Below are 15,182 nucleotides of genomic sequence, written 5' to 3'. Positions count from 1 at the left end.
CCACGTGGCCTCCGACGATCGGGATCGAGGGTCAGGACGACGCCCTGGAGCCGTCTTCCATGACCGGCTCGACGAACCGGTGCAGCTTGGCCGGGTTGCCGCGCCAGATCGAGTTGGGCTCCAACTCCTCGCCCTTCATCACGAAGGAATCGGCATCGACCATCGATCCCTTGCCCATCACCACGCCGTAATGGACAAAGGCGGACGGTCCGAGCGTGCAGCCATCGCCGATACGGATGAAGTCGGACTTGAACGCACCTTCTTCCAGCGAGTGGGCCTGGATGACGCAGCCTTCATTGAGCGTGACGTCGTCGCCGATCACCACGAGGGAACGCTCGGTCAGGTTGGCGCCGCCGTCATAGACGCGCTTACCCACCTGGACCCCGAGCATGCGCAGGATCATCGGCCGGAACGGCGTGCCGGCGAACAGGCGCACAACAGGCGAATCCGCGAGCTTCCAGTGGCGCTCGTGACGCCAGAAGGTGACGTCGTAGATCGTCGTTATCCGCGGCTTCAGCTTGCGAAAACCGAGGCTTGCCCGCTCAACGAAGATGTAGAACGGAATGGTGATCGCCGAGGTCAAAAGCACCGCCACGAAGAGGGCGATCTCAGCCCATTCGGTGTAGTAGTTCAGTGCGCGGTCCCAGATCGCCAGCGTGGCGAACAGCATGACCCATTGCGTCGCCACGAACAGGAGGATCGTCACCAGATTGTGACGGTTCTTGAGCGGGATGCGCTGGCGCCGGTCTTGCTCGTCGATGCCGGCGATGAGTTCCTTGTCGCGGTTCACCATGCGTGGGATTTCAAAGGGCGGCGAGCCCAGAAGGCCGACATTCTCGCGCAATGGCCCGTCGATGGGGACCATCACCTTGGTGCCGAGCAGGACGTTGTCGCCCGTGCGTCCATCCGGCGGATAGTAGATGTTGTTGCCGAGATAGTTGCGTTCGCCGATCCGGGTCGGCTCGAGCCGGAACGCGGAAGCGGACTTGTGCATGTTGATCATGAAAAGCCCGTCTGACACCATGGTCTGGGTGCCGATCTCGCATAGCAGCGGGTTTTCGTGTTGCTGGTTGGAGCCGAAATTGGAGCCTGTCTGCACCACCTTGTTGAGGTTCCAGCCGATGGCGCTCATGTAATGGACGATAGCCGAGCTGTCACCGAACAGCAGGCCGAGCACGCGCGAGTTGCTCGAGAACTCGGCAACCGTTTGCAGCCAGTAGCGGAAGCCATAAAGCGTGTAGGTACGGCCGGGTTTCAGGATCAGGCTGAACAGGCGCGGCACTACCGTGGCGGCGAAAAAAGCCGCGACGATGTAGCCGAACAGCGTGACCGTGGTGCCGATCGCCACAATGCCGATCGTCTCCTGATAGTCGTCGCCGACATTCTCCCAATAGCTGTGGAACAAAAGCGGCAACGGGGTGACGATGGCAAACAGTCCTATCAGCTGCACGGCCTCGTAGAGGAAGCGCCGGATGCGGGGAGGATTGACATTGCGCACCTTGCAATAGTCCGCCGTGGTCGGCACCGCGGGCGATCCATGCCAGTGTTCGCCGTCGGGGATGCTTTGCCCGCGCTGCAGCGAGGAGGAATGACCGAGCTGGCCGCCATCGCCTATCGCGGTGTCGATGTCGAGCGTGCAGCCGACGCCGACGAAGGCATCGCGGCCGATGGTCAGCGGCCCGGTATGGATATAGCCGGCCTGGGCGCGATAGCCCAGGATCAGCGATTCCTTGCGCAGGATCGTTCGGTCGCCGATTGAAATCAGGTCCGTGCACACCGGAACGGCGCGGGATTCGATGACCACGTTCTTGCCGATCCTGGTTCCCAGAAGCTGCAAATAGAGGCTGTAGAGCGGGCTTCCGCGGAACAGCACGACGGGTGCCGTACGGATCAAGGTTTTGACCACCCAGAAGCGATAATAGCGCAGGCCCCAGATCTGGAACGCTTCCGCTTTCCAGCGGCCCACCAGCACCCATTTGGCGGCAACGGCAAAGCCCGACATGCCGAAGAACACACCGGCCGAGAGCACCACGCACCTGAAATAAAGCTGCAGCGGGTCGTCGAGCGTGTCATAGACCCAGTTGAGGCCGTCATTGATCGCCCACAAGGCCACGTAGCTGTAGGCTGCGTAAAACAGCAACTGCGCCGCGCCGCAGGTCCAGTAGACGAAATTGGACGCTTGGCGGGTGAGAACGGGCTCGTTGGTGGCCGTCGTCATCTCTTCCGCCACGCTCAGGTGCTTGGCCAGGCGCGCCACCGTTGGGTAGAGATAGATGTCGCGCATCGACGTCGTCGCCCATTCCTTTCGCGTGCGCACGCGCGCGCAAAAATGCGCCATGAGCAGCGAGTTGGCGCCGAGATCGTCGAAGAAATTGTCCTCGACGGACACGTGGTCGAATTTCAGCACGGCGCATAGCGCGTCGGCCAGGAAACGCTCGTCGTCGTTGCCGGGCGGCACCATGGCGCGGTCGGCCGAGAGCCGGACGCTGGTCGGTTTGGGCAACTGGCGAAGGTCGACCTTGTTGGAGACCGTCATCGGGATCGCCGGCAGTTCCTCAAGATAGGAGGGCACCATGTAATCCGGCAGCCGCCGCTTCATCGTCTGGGCGATGTCGGCGCGCGAGAGCGGCGGCTGGCCGGCCTTGGGCGCGTAATAGGCAACGAGTTCGACGCGGCCGGGCTCGATCTCCCAGGTGGTGACGGCGGCCTGCGCGATCTCGGGCTGGTCGAGCAGCACGGCCTCGATCTCGCCGAGTTCAATGCGATAGCCGCGGATCTTCACCTGGGTATCGATGCGCCCGGCATACTCGATCTCGCCGGCGTCGCTGATCCGGCCAAGGTCGCCGGTGCGGTAGATGCGCTTCGACGGGTTGTTCGGCAGGCCGAGGAAATCGGTGATGAACTTCTGTTCGGTCAGGTCCGGCCTGTTGAGATAGCCGACCGCCAGCCCGATGCCGGCAATGCCGATCTCGCCCAGTTCGCCAGGTTCGGCAAGCTGAGGCAGCGAAGGGTCGAGAATGACGATCGAATAGGTGGGCAGCGGCGCGCCGATCGTCACCGGCCGGTTCGGCGTCAGTGCACCCATGGTTGCCGTGACGGTCGCCTCGGTGGGGCCATAGGTGTTGAGGATCTGCCGCCCGGGCTTCGACCAGCGCACCACCAGATTGTGCGGGCAGGCCTCGCCGCCGACCAGCAGCGTGCGAAGGCTGGGCACGTCCGATGTCATGGACGACAGAAGCGTCGGGCTGCAGGCCATGCAGGTGATGTCGTGATGGCGCAGGAAATCGGCGAGCTCTTCGCCCACGAGCGGCATCTGGCCTGGTGCCGGCACGACCGTCGCGCCGGCGACGAACGGCACCCATATCTCCTCGGAGGAAAAGTCGAACGCGATGGTCATGCCCTGGTAGACGCGATCGCCCGGCCGGTAGCCATAGGATGCGGCGGCGACGCGGATGAAGTTGACGAAGCTTTGATGGCGGATGGCGACGCCCTTGGGCCTGCCGGTGGTGCCCGATGTATAGAGGATATAGCAGATGTCTTCGACCTCAGCGGGGGCCGGCGCCTTGTGCGGCTTCAGCGGCGCGTCGGACTGGGCTGATATTTCGGCGGCGGCGCTGTCGATCAACAGGTGCGGAACCGGCAGCTGGTCAGCCCGCGACGCGTAGGTGGCGATGGTGACGACCAGGCTGACGCTGGCGTCTTCGATGATGAGCGCGATGCGCTCTTGCGGAAAGGCGGTGGCCAGCGGCACGAAGGCGGCGCCTGCCTTCACCACGGCGAGCAGGGCCACATAGGTTTCGGCGGACCGGTCGAGGATGAGCCCGACACGGTGACCAGGCCGCACGCCGCGCTTGACCAGCAGGCGAGCGAACTGGTTGGCGCGCTTGTCCAGTTCCCTATAGGTCCAGGTGCGGCCCTCGGAGATCACCGCCGGCAGCGTGGCGAATGTTTCGGCGAGTTGCTCGAAGACCTTGTCGAGCCGCTCGTCCGGCTGACCCGCTCGGGCAAAATCGGCGCCCGCCAGAACTTGGCCGTGCGCTCCGGCTGCAACTGCCGCAAGTGCATCGATGCTGTCGGGGCTGGTCTCGGGCCCTGTGCCCGCTCTTGCCGCTTCCCTGTCCAGTTCGGCGATATCGATACCGTGGTCCATTTCCAAACTTTCTCGTCCTGGCAAGCCGTTACAGGCACATCTCGGTCACGCCGCCGCGCCGGCGGGCATTGCCGACTGTGCCGTCGCTGCAATTTCATCGTTGTTCATGGAGGGGGAATGACCGAAGCTTCCAGAACGGAAGATTCGGGAATTCAGGCCGGCGATCGCCGGCCGTACCCTCTTTGGCCGGGCGGTTATCACGGAATCGACCGCTCCGTCTTCACAGTTTCGGGAGCATCGGCGCATCGCGCAAGCGCGCGCGTTGCCTGGGCGCTACCGGCGGCGAGCGACATGCAGGGCAGGGCACCCGTCGATCCGTTCGAACCTCTTTGCATTGCCGTACCCAATTCCGTGCGCCTGTGTCCGTGCGCCTGTGTCCGTGCTGGTGCGGCGGCCAGATTTCCGGCCGTTGAGGGATGCTTATGCCAGCCGATCTTTTCGCCAGTTTTTCCGAACTGTTGAATCTTGTTTCTGAATTGTGTCTGGGCAGTCTTCCGTAGGACCGCTTCCCTCAATTTCAGCCCTTCCAGAAAAATCTCATACCGCCCGGGAATAAAGCGCGGCCCTTGCGGGTCTTCTCTGCAAGCGGAGCAATCTTGCGGTCCGCGACCCTAAGAAAACGAAACAAGGATTTACCGAAATGACCAAGCTCGCTCTCAGCGTGGCTGCGATGTTGCTTGCCTCGACTTCTGCCTTTGCCGGCAGCGACCATTTCGGCGCCGATAACGTCAACCAGCCTGGCGCCGCTGTCGACACCAATGCCACCGCCTCGATCCCCTACACGGCACGTCGTCATGGCGTCGATACCAAGGTGACGACCGGGCCGAGCCGGCCGGCGACCAAATCCGATGCGAAGGAACCCGGCCAGGGCATCTGGGGCAACTGAGTTCACGACTCGGCACCGGATCCCGACGGCGCCGATCCGATCCCGCGACCAGCGACGGAGGGCCAGGGGCTTGGCGCTCCGTCATTCCCTTCGACCTTTCGCGCCATAGTCACCACTCAACAGAGGAGATCACCATGTTCAGCATGTCACGCCGCACAGTGCTTCAATCCGGCGCCGCCGCTGCCGCCTTCGGCCTTGCCGGCAAGCTGGAATTCACCCGGCCCGCTTTCGCGCAGACGCCGGTGGAACCCACCGTCGGCTTCTACAAATACACGGTCGGCGATATCGAGGTGACCGCCATCTATGACGGCATCTGGAAGAAGCCGCACGACCCGGCCTTCATCAAGGATGTTTCGGTCGATGATACCAAGGCAGCGCTCGCCAAGGCGGGGTTGACGACCGACTTCATGCCCATTCCGCTCACCGTCGCCGTGCTCAAGATGGGCGGCAAGCTGATCATGATGGATGCCGGCTCGGGCGTCGGCCAGTGGCAGGCCAATGCCACGCATCTGCCGGCCAACATGGCCGCCGCCGGCATCGACTACAAGGCGGTCGACACCATCATGATCTCGCATTTCCACCCCGACCATGTCTGGGGCCTGATGGAGAAGGGCACCAACACGCCGGTGTTCCCCAATGCCGAGCTGATCGTCAACGCCACCGAATACAAGTGGTGGACCGACCCCAGCAGGCTGGCCAAGCTGCCCGAGGGCCGCAAGCCGGCGGGCAAGCGCATCGCCGAAAACTTCCCGAAATGGAAGAACTGGAAGCTGGTCGAGGACGGCGCCGAGGTCGCGCCCGGCATCCAGATCATCGCAGCCCCCGGCCACACGCCGGGACATTCGGTGTACCTCGCCAATTCCGGCAAGGAACAACTGATGATCTCGGCCGACACCATGTATGTGCCGGCGCTTCTCGCGCCGCATCCGGAATGGCAGGGTGCCTATGACCAGGACGGGCCGACGGCGATCGCCACGCGCCACCAGATTATCGACCGGGTGATCGCGGACAACATCCGCATTTCCGGTTCGCACTTCCCGTTCCCGGGCACCGGCGTCTTCGTCAAGGACGGCAATGCCTACGGCTTCTCTCCCGTTCAAATTTGAACGGGTAACTCAATCCTAGCGAGACAGACAATGAAACAATGCTATCTGGGCAAGCACGCCCTGTTTGGCCTGCTCGGCGCCATTGCCGTGCTGACCGTGGTTCCCGTCGCAACCATCATCCCGGCCTATGCGGTCGATGATATCGAGGGTGCCGACGCGCCCGACCTCACCGCCGTCAAGGCCAAGATCGACGCCAAGGATTACAAGGGCGCGCTGGCGGATCTGCGCGACCTCGCACAGGACAACCAGCAGGCCGACGTCTACAATCTGCTCGGCTTCACGCTGCGCAAGACCGGCGACTTCACCACCGCGCTGACCTACTACAACAAGGCCCTGGAGCTGAAACCCGACCACAAGGCCGCCCGCGAATATCTGGGCGAGCTCTATGTCGAGAGCGGCGACATGGCCAAGGCCGATGAGCAATTGGCCTCCCTGCAGAAACTCTGCCCCGCCGGCTGCGACGAGCTTTCGGACCTGCGGAAAGCCATCGACACCAAGGTGACGAAGTAAGTTCTCCCCCCGGATTGCGAATGGCAATTCGGGCAATCCCCTCGGGGAGAAGCTGGACGCGAAGCGACGGATGAGGCGCCTTGCGCCAACCCCGATGGATCGCAAAGTTCGGGCGCTCGTGGCTGGCGCCCACTGCCGGAGCCGGCGCCTCTCCCTCGAGCCGGCTCCGGCCCTTTTAGTCAGCACATTCGGCAGGCGCCGTTCCCGCGTGGCGCCTCCACGGTGTCAAAATATCGGAGGCTGACCATGACCCTGAACGAACGCGCCGCGAAGCTGCACGCCCTCGCCACCAGACTCTATGTCAGGGATCTGACCCTGCTTGCCGGCCGCCTGCTCATGTCCTTCATCTTCCTGCATGAGGGGGTGACGCTGGCCACTCATTTCGACGGCGCCGCCAAGGCGATGGCCGCGCAAGGCGTCGGGCTACCGCTGTTCGTCGCCACCATCGCGCTGCAACTGGGGGCAGGGCTCTCGGTGGCAACGGGCGTGCTGACGAGGCTGGGGGCGATCGGCCTCGGCCTCTTCTGCCTGGCAACGGCTACACTGTTCCACACCAACTTCGCCAGCCAGAGCGAGCTGCTGAATTTCGAAAAGGATCTGGCGATCGCCGGCGGCATGTTCGTGCTGGCCGTCGCCGGCGCCGGCCGGCTCTCGCTGGATTGGCTGCTGGCCCGCACCCTGCGGCAGCGCCAGCGCGATAGGGAAACGGTGGCATTGCTGCTGGCGGTCGAGAACCCCAGAGGTGAGGCTGCCGGTTTGAGGAGAAGCTGAGGCCGCGACCCGTTCATACGCCCGCCACACGCACTTTGCTGGAACCAGCCTTGATGCTCCGCATTCTATAAGCAGGGACTCAAGGAGGGCGACGTGAAAGCGATATTGGCACTGGTCGGCGGCTTTGTCTTGACCCTTGCGGTCTTCGGCAGCGGGCTTGGCTTTGCCGCCTGGCTGCTCGCCGCCAAGCCCGCGCATGAGGCAAGGCCGACCCTCAGCGTGGCGGAACTGTGGACCAGGGACGCGCGGCCGGTGAACAAGGCGGCGCAAAATCTGCAACGCTTGCCGGCCGACCAGCCCGCTCCGCCCGAGGTCGCCGTCAAGGCGCAGGCACCCGATCCCACCGCGACCGGATCGATCGCGCCGGCGGCTGGAGCCGACGCGCTGCCGGCGTCCCATGTCCGGTGGTGCGCCAGCCGTTACCGCTCTTACCATCCCGACGACAACAGCTACATGTCCTACAGCGGGCAGCAGCGCCCCTGCGTCTCACCCTATCTCGATGCCGGCGCCGACCAGGGCGCGCAGCCATCGGCAGCCATCAGCTATGTCGAGGGCGGTGTCGCCCCGGCAGTCGCCACGACGGCGCTTTCCGCCGACCATGTCGATTCCTGCTTCAGCCGCTACCGCTCCTACCGGCCCGACGACAACAGCTACCAGCCATATTCCGGCGGACCCAGGCGCCAGTGCGAATAGCCGCCGGTGCCGGGCAGGCGTGGCTGAAGGGTGCATCTGGTCATCGCGACGATCACGCAAATTTTTTGGATCGTTAGCATCGGCGCCGCGTTCATGCCTCACATGAGTGGAGGAATGACATGAGCGACGACCGCGACGACAAGATCAGGAACCGCGCCTACGAGATTTGGCAACGCGAAGGCGGGGCGCATGGCGACCATGAGCGGCACTGGCGCCGGGCCGAGATGGAGATCGACAGGGAAGCCGCCCTGCCGCTGACGGCGGATGACGCGCTGCCGCAAACCGGCGAGATCGCCAGTTCCGACGTTCTGACGGTGGAGGAACTGGCGATCCGCGCGGGCATAACGGGCGAGGAGGCGCAGGAGCTGATCGACCGCCTCGGTACCGACCGCGCCGCGATCGAGCAAGCCGCACGCAGCCTCAAGCCAAAGCGCGGGCGCTGAACGCGCGAGCCTTTCGAAACAACGGGTTGGCGCAACTCGATGACAAGATGATTCATCGAGCCACCCAGCGCAAAGCCATGACTGTCGCGAAGCCGGCGCTCTCTTGGAGCGCTATCCCTGGTCATCTCCGACAATGTCGGAACCCTTGGCCGCCTCGGAGGTTCACCCTGTCCCCACCCCAAAGGAGATGCACTCATGGACCACGCCAACCACGTAAGGCTTAGCCGCGCCGAACTGACCCCGGACACGCTTGAAGGCGCGACCATCTACGGTCCCAACGACGAGAAGATCGGCTCCGTCGACCATATGCATGGCAGCAGCCAGGTCGTCATCGACGTCGGCGGTTTCCTCGGCATCGGCGCCAAGCCTGTCGCCGTCGCCGCCAACGAACTCGATTTCATGCGTGACGAGGACGGCGACGTCCATGCCGTGACCAGTTGGACCAAGGACCAGCTGAAAGCCATGCCCGAACACCGCGACTGACAATAGGTAGGGCCCGGCGATCGCCGGGCCCTTCCTCCTTTCCTGGGGAGCGACTGATGAGCAGGAAGCTGAAAGACGGGAAATACCGGCTTTATTCAAGGAAGAAGGACGAGAAGACGGGCAAGCGGCGGAATCTGGGGACGTTCGACAGCCGCGAAGCGGCGGAGAAGCACGAAAGGCAAGTGCAGTATTTCAAGCGGCATTGAGGCGATCGCCGTGCATAGCGGTAGACAGAGGCCGAGACCGCTGTAGGCCAACCCGCCTCCTTCGTCCTCCCGGGGGCCAGCAAAGCGCTGCGAGGCCTTTCAGCAGCGCTGGCAAATCATATGGAACAAAATATGCGGCCACGCGTTAGGAGCTTCGGCCTGATCCGGCCGTGGGGTCCGCGTGGAGGGGTTTTTGGGCGTATCTCGGTTACCAAAAGAACAACTGGACTCTCGACAAATTCTCAGCGCTCTCAAAGCCTTTCGAAACGGCGATTTCTCCGTCCGTATCGAAAACGTCTATGATGGGCTGAGTGGCGAGATTGCAGACACGTTCAACCAAATCGTCGAACTCAATGACCAGGTGACGCGGGAATTCGCGCGGCTCAGCCGGGTGGTCGGCAAAGACGGGCGCATCAGCGAGCGCGGCCATGTCAGGAACGCCAAAGGTAGCTGGGAATCAAGTGTCAGATCGGTCAACGACCTGATCGAGGACATGGTGCAACCGACCGCCGAAGTGGCCCGGGTCATTGGCGCCGTCGCCAAGGGCGATCTGTCCCAGACCATGATGGTGGAGATCGACGGCAGGCCGCTGCGCGGCGAATTCCTGCGGATCGGCAAGATCGTCAACACGATGGTCGAGCAACTCGCCTCGTTCACTTCGGAGGTGACGCGCGTGGCGCGCGAGGTCGGCACCGAGGGCAAGCTCGGCGGCCAGGCCCGGGTCAAGGGGGTGGCGGGCACCTGGAAGGACTTGACCGACAATGTGAACGCGATGGCGACCAACCTGACGAGCCAGGTGCGCAACATCGCGGAGGTGACCACCGCCGTCGCTTCGGGCGATTTGTCGAAGAAAATCACCGTCGACGTGAAGGGCGAAATCCTGGAGCTGAAGTCGACCATCAACACCATGGTCGACCAGCTCAACTCGTTTGCCGGCGAGGTGACGCGCGTCGCGCGCGAAGTCGGCACCGAGGGAAAGCTCGGCGGCCAAGCCCGCGTCGAGGGCGTGGGTGGCACCTGGAAGGATTTGACGGACAGCGTGAACCTGATGGCCGCCAACTTGACCGGCCAGGTCCGCAATATCGCCGATGTGACGACCGCGGTGGCGCTCGGCGACCTGTCGAAGAAGATCACCGTCGACGTGAAGGGAGAGATTTTGGAGCTGAAGTCCACCATCAATACGATGGTCGACCAGCTCAACTCCTTTGCCGGCGAGGTGACGCGCGTCGCGCGCGAGGTCGGCACGGAGGGAAAGCTTGGCGGCCAGGCGCAGGTGCGGGGTGTCGCCGGAACCTGGAAGGATTTGACCGACAACGTCAATTCAATGGCGGCCAACCTGACCGGCCAAGTGCGCAACATCGCCGAAGTGACCACCGCCGTGGCTCTTGGCGATCTGTCGAAGAAGATCACGGTCGACGTGAAGGGCGAGATCCTGGAGCTCAAGAATACCATCAACACGATGGTGGATCAGCTAAATTCCTTCGCCTCGGAAGTGACGCGCGTCGCGCGCGAGGTCGGCACCGAGGGAAAGCTCGGCGGCCAGGCGGAAGTCCGTGGCGTCGGAGGCACCTGGAAAGACCTGACCGACAACGTCAATCTGATGGCCGCCAATCTCACTGGCCAGGTACGCAACATCGCCGATGTGACGACGGCTGTTGCGCGGGGTGATCTCTCAAAGAAGATCACGGTCGACGTGAAGGGCGAAATCCTCGAGCTCAAGAACACCGTCAACACGATGGTGGACCAGCTCAACTCATTCGCCTCCGAAGTCACCCGCGTTGCCCGCGAAGTGGGCTCGGAGGGAAAACTCGGCGGCCAGGCCCATGTCGAGGGGGTCGGCGGCACCTGGAAGGACCTGACCGATAACGTCAACGCCATGGCCGGCAACCTGACCGTGCAGTTGCGCGATGTCTCCAAGGTCGCGACCGCGATCGCGACCGGCGATCTCACCCAAAAAATCACCGTCGATGCGCTGGGAGAGATTCTGCAGATCAAGGACGTCATCAACACGATGGTGGACCAGCTGAACTCCTTCGCATCCGAGGTGACGCGCGTGGCCCGCGAAGTGGGGTCGGACGGCAAGCTTGGCGGCCAGGCACAGGTCCGCGGTGTCGCCGGCACGTGGAAGGACCTGACGGATAACGTCAACGCCATGGCCGCGAATCTGACGGGCCAGGTCCGCAACATCGCGGAAGTGACGACCGCCGTTGCGCTGGGCGACCTGTCGAAAAAGATCACGGTCGACGTTCGCGGCGAAATTCTCGAACTCAAGGACACCATCAACACGATGGTGGATCAGCTCAACTCTTTCGCCTCGGAAGTGACGCGTGTCGCGCGCGAAGTCGGCACCGAGGGGAAGCTTGGCGGCCAGGCACAGGTGCGCGGCGTCGCCGGCACATGGAAGGACCTGACCGACAACGTCAATTCGATGGCCGAGAATCTGACCGGCCAGGTGCGCAACATCGCCGATGTGACGACCGCGGTGGCGCGCGGCGACCTGTCGAAGAAGATCACCGTCGACGTCAAGGGCGAGATCCTGGAGCTGAAGTCCACCATCAACACCATGGTCGACCAGCTCAACTCCTTTGCCGGCGAGGTGACGCGTGTGGCGCGCGAGGTCGGCACCGAGGGCAAGCTCGGCGGCCAGGCACAGGTCGAGGGCGTGGCGGGCACATGGAAGGACCTGACCGACAACGTCAACCTCATGGCGACCAACCTGACCAACCAGGTGCGCGGCATCGCCGATGTCGTCACCGCAGTGGCGCAGGGCAATCTCAAGCGCAAACTCGCCGTCGATGCCAAGGGCGAGATCGCGTCCCTGGCTGACACCATCAACGGCATGATAGAAACGCTGGCGACCTTCGCCGATCAGGTGACCAACGTCGCCCGCGAGGTCGGCATCGAGGGCAAGCTCGGCGGCCAGGCGAGGGTGCCTGGCGCCGCCGGCCTGTGGCGCGACCTGACCGACAACGTCAATCAGCTGGCGGCGAACCTGACCACACAGGTGCGGGCCATCGCAGAGGTGTCGACCGCGGTCACCAAGGGCGATCTTACCCGTTCCATCAGCGTCCAGGCTTCCGGGGAGGTCGCGGCGCTCAAGGACAACATCAACGAGATGATCCGCAACCTGAAGGATCAAACGCTCAAGAATGCCGAGCAGGATTGGCTGAAAACCAACCTCGCTCGGTTCTCGCGCATGCTGCAGGGCGAGCGCGATCTGGCCACGGTGTCGCGCATGATCATCTCGGAGCTGGCGCCGCTGGTGAACGCACAGTACGGCGTTTTCTACGTGACCAATCGCGACGAGGAAGAATCCTATCTGGAACTGGCCGCGTCCTACGCCGCCGAGGGCAAAGCCAAGATTCGCCAGCGTGTGGACTTCCGGGAAGGCCTGATCGGTCAAAGCGCGGCCGACAAACGGGCGATCATGCTCGACGAGGTTCCGTCGAGCTTCCTGCGCATCAGCTCGGGCCTCGGCGAAGCACCGCCGGCCAGCGCTATCGTTCTGCCTGCATTGTTCGAGGAAGAGGTCAAGGCGGTCATCGAACTCGCTTCGTTCAGCCGCTTCAGCGACACGCATCGCCTGTTCCTCGAGCAATTGATGGAATCGGTCGGCATCGTGCTCAACACGATCGCCGCGACCATGCGCACGGAAGGGCTTCTCAAGCAGTCACAGCTTCTGACGTCCGAACTGCAGTCGCGCCAGACCGAGCTCACCAAAAAACAGGAAGAACTTCACGCCACCAACGAGGAATTGCAGGAGAAAGCCCAGCTTCTCGAGAACGAGAAAAAACAGGTCGAGAACAAGAATCTCGAGATCGAAATGGCCAGACGGGCGCTCGAGGAGAAGGCGGAACAGCTGGCGCTGACGTCCAAGTACAAGTCCGAATTCCTGGCCAATATGAGCCACGAGCTGAGGACGCCGCTGAACTCGCTGCTGATCCTGTCCAACTTGCTCGCGACCAACCAGCAGGGCAACCTGAACGACAAGCAGATCGAGTTCGCTCGCACGATCAACTCGGCGGGCACGGATCTGCTCAGCCTCATCAACGACATACTGGATCTTTCGAAAATCGAATCCGGCACGGTTTCGATCGAGCTCAACGACATGCCGCTCGCACATCTGCGCCAGCATATGGAGCGAACCTTCCGCCAGCTTGCGGCCGATAAGGGGCTTGGGTTTACGATCGAGATCGATCAAATCCTGCCCGAGACGATCCGTACGGACGAAAAACGGCTGCAGCAGATCGTCCTCAACCTTTTGTCCAACGCCTTCAAGTTTACGTCCCAAGGCGACGTGACGCTCAGCATCCATGCCGAGCGGACCGGCCGCGGAAACGGCGCGGCAACACTGCCCCAGGCGCTGGCAATCGCCGTCACCGACACAGGCATCGGCATTCCGGAGGACAAGCAAAAGCTGATCTTCGAGGCGTTCCAACAAGCCGACGGCACGACCAGCCGCAAATATGGCGGCACTGGCCTCGGCCTCTCGATCAGCCGGGAAATCGCCCGCCTGCTCGGCGGCGAGTTGCGCGTCGAAAGCCAGCCAGGGACGGGATCGACCTTCACGCTTGTCATTCCCTTCGATGGCCCGCGCAGCAGCAGTCTTGCACCGCAGATCGAGCTTTCGCCGGCTGCCGTTTCCGTTGCGGCCAGCAGCACGACAGGAACGCCGGAACTCGCCGATGACCGTGATGCGATCGACCCGTCGGACAGGGTGGTGCTGATCGTGGAGGACGACCCCACTTTCGGCGGGCTGCTGCTTGGTCTCGCGCGATCGGCCGGATTGAAAGGGGTGCTCTCCACCGCCGGCTCGGGAACGCTGGCGCTTACACGCAAGCTCATGCCCGATGCGATCACGTTGGATCTGGGCCTTTCGGACATTGACGGCTGGGTCCTTTTCGACCTTTTGCGGCACGATCCGAAGACCAGGAACATACCCATCCACGTTATCTCCGGCGCTGAAGACATCGAGCTTCTCACACGCCGAGGCGCCGCAAGCGTTTCCAGCAAGCCGGTGTCCGCCGGCGAACTCTCGCGTGTCTTCGAGGACATTCAGTCGAGGACACTCAGGACACAACGCAATGTGCTGGTCGCGGATCCGGATCCCGAGCGTCGTCTGGCGCTGGTGGAAGCCATTCGCGACGGCGTCACGTCGGTCACCGCCATAGGCCGCGTCGCGGCTAATGCCGACGGGGATGGTATTGCCGGATATGACGCCGTCGCGTTCGGTTTTGGCCGTTCGGCCAAGGACAACGCCCAGATGCTCGATGAGATCATGTCGCAGTTCGGCGATTTTGTCCCGCGCCTGCTCTTCTTCACGCCCCATCCGGACGCCTTTCAACAGCAGATCGCCTTGCATCCGCCGCTCAGCGATGTTCCGCGTGCCGACAATTTTTCCCAGCTTGGCTTGTTGATGTCCGCGGCCCTTCCAGGCGACCGGCCCGACAAGGAAATCCTTGCTTCCGAACAACTCGACAACGCCGATCTGGCCGGAGCCAAGGTTCTGATCGTCGATGATGACATTCGCAACATCTATTCGCTGACCAGCGTGCTGGAGACCTACGGTATCGAGGTGCGGCATGCCGAGCGGGGACGGGATGGCATAGCCATGCTTGAAGAGGCGCCGAACGTCGATGTCGCCCTGATCGATATCATGATGCCCGAGATGGACGGGTACGAGACCATGCGCCGGATACGCTCCCAGCCGGAAATCGCGCACATTCCGCTGATTTCCGTCACGGCCAAGGCGATGAAAGGAGATCGCCAGAAATGTCTGGACGCCGGCGCGTCCGACTACATCGCCAAGCCCGTCGACCTCGACCTGCTCCTCGCCCTGCTGCGTGTTTGGGTCGGTCGCTCGCGCTCGCGGGCGGGGACATCGCGGGCAGACGGCGACGACCGCAATCTGATCGCGCCCCGGCGGATCTAGCC

At 63.1% G+C, this 15,182-nt stretch carries 10 protein-coding genes; 9 read left to right on the top strand and 1 reads right to left on the bottom strand.

Features of this window, described 5'->3' with window-relative positions; translation table 11 throughout:
• Positions 1–31: 31 nt before the first annotated feature.
• The gene (locus tag ACVWWD_RS26480) at positions 32–4,150 is read right to left on the bottom strand and encodes a Pls/PosA family non-ribosomal peptide synthetase (RefSeq protein WP_352552023.1); all 4,119 of its coding nucleotides are present in this window, start codon (positions 4,148–4,150) and stop codon (positions 32–34) included.
• 640 nt (positions 4,151–4,790) lie between these two features.
• Between ACVWWD_RS26480 and ACVWWD_RS26475 the strand changes: the two genes are divergently transcribed.
• The 9 genes from ACVWWD_RS26475 (at position 4,791) to ACVWWD_RS26435 (ending at position 15,180) form a co-directional block, all read left to right on the top strand.
• Positions 4,791–5,036, top strand: a complete 246-nt coding sequence (locus ACVWWD_RS26475; protein WP_352552021.1) for a DUF680 domain-containing protein — start codon at positions 4,791–4,793, stop codon at positions 5,034–5,036.
• A 134-nt stretch (positions 5,037–5,170) separates the two neighbouring features.
• Positions 5,171–6,142, top strand: a complete 972-nt coding sequence (locus ACVWWD_RS26470; RefSeq protein ID WP_352552019.1) for an MBL fold metallo-hydrolase — start codon at positions 5,171–5,173, stop codon at positions 6,140–6,142.
• Positions 6,143–6,172: 30 nt separating this feature from the next.
• Entirely contained in the window at positions 6,173–6,652 is a 480-nt protein-coding gene (locus ACVWWD_RS26465) for a tetratricopeptide repeat protein (RefSeq protein ID WP_023784418.1), read from the top strand.
• A 246-nt stretch (positions 6,653–6,898) separates the two neighbouring features.
• On the top strand, positions 6,899–7,423 hold the full coding sequence (locus tag ACVWWD_RS26460) for a DoxX family protein (protein ID WP_457103502.1): 525 nt from the start codon (positions 6,899–6,901) through the stop codon (positions 7,421–7,423).
• Positions 7,424–7,516: 93 nt separating this feature from the next.
• Positions 7,517–8,116, top strand: coding sequence for a BA14K family protein (locus tag ACVWWD_RS26455; RefSeq protein WP_352547571.1), 600 nt, complete (start codon positions 7,517–7,519; stop codon positions 8,114–8,116).
• A gap of 119 nt (positions 8,117–8,235) precedes the next feature.
• Complete coding sequence (locus ACVWWD_RS26450) at positions 8,236–8,559, top strand: DUF2934 domain-containing protein (protein ID WP_023774834.1); 324 nt, start codon at positions 8,236–8,238, stop codon at positions 8,557–8,559.
• A gap of 195 nt (positions 8,560–8,754) precedes the next feature.
• Positions 8,755–9,042: a hypothetical protein gene (locus ACVWWD_RS26445; protein WP_015316916.1), complete on the top strand. Its 288-nt coding sequence runs from the start codon at positions 8,755–8,757 to the stop codon at positions 9,040–9,042.
• Positions 9,043–9,098: 56 nt separating this feature from the next.
• Positions 9,099–9,248, top strand: coding sequence for a hypothetical protein (locus ACVWWD_RS26440; protein WP_352563602.1), 150 nt, complete (start codon positions 9,099–9,101; stop codon positions 9,246–9,248).
• A 193-nt stretch (positions 9,249–9,441) separates the two neighbouring features.
• Positions 9,442–15,180: a HAMP domain-containing protein gene (locus ACVWWD_RS26435; protein WP_457103501.1), complete on the top strand. Its 5,739-nt coding sequence runs from the start codon at positions 9,442–9,444 to the stop codon at positions 15,178–15,180.
• Positions 15,181–15,182: the final 2 nt, after the last annotated feature.

The organism is Mesorhizobium sp. URHB0026 (genome assembly GCF_054059755.1).
Note: the sequence above shows the minus strand (reverse complement) of the source record. Positions and strands in the feature narration are given on the sequence as shown.

Coding starts and splice junctions, on each gene's coding strand:
- ACVWWD_RS26480 (WP_352552023.1), bottom strand. CDS start 4,150: ATGGACCACGGTATCGATATCGCCGAACTGGACAGGGAAGCGGCAAGA.
- ACVWWD_RS26475 (WP_352552021.1), top strand. CDS start 4,791: ATGACCAAGCTCGCTCTCAGCGTGGCTGCGATGTTGCTTGCCTCGACT.
- ACVWWD_RS26470 (WP_352552019.1), top strand. CDS start 5,171: ATGTTCAGCATGTCACGCCGCACAGTGCTTCAATCCGGCGCCGCCGCT.
- ACVWWD_RS26465 (WP_023784418.1), top strand. CDS start 6,173: ATGAAACAATGCTATCTGGGCAAGCACGCCCTGTTTGGCCTGCTCGGC.
- ACVWWD_RS26460 (WP_457103502.1), top strand. CDS start 6,899: ATGACCCTGAACGAACGCGCCGCGAAGCTGCACGCCCTCGCCACCAGA.
- ACVWWD_RS26450 (WP_023774834.1), top strand. CDS start 8,236: ATGAGCGACGACCGCGACGACAAGATCAGGAACCGCGCCTACGAGATT.
- ACVWWD_RS26445 (WP_015316916.1), top strand. CDS start 8,755: ATGGACCACGCCAACCACGTAAGGCTTAGCCGCGCCGAACTGACCCCG.
- ACVWWD_RS26440 (WP_352563602.1), top strand. CDS start 9,099: ATGAGCAGGAAGCTGAAAGACGGGAAATACCGGCTTTATTCAAGGAAG.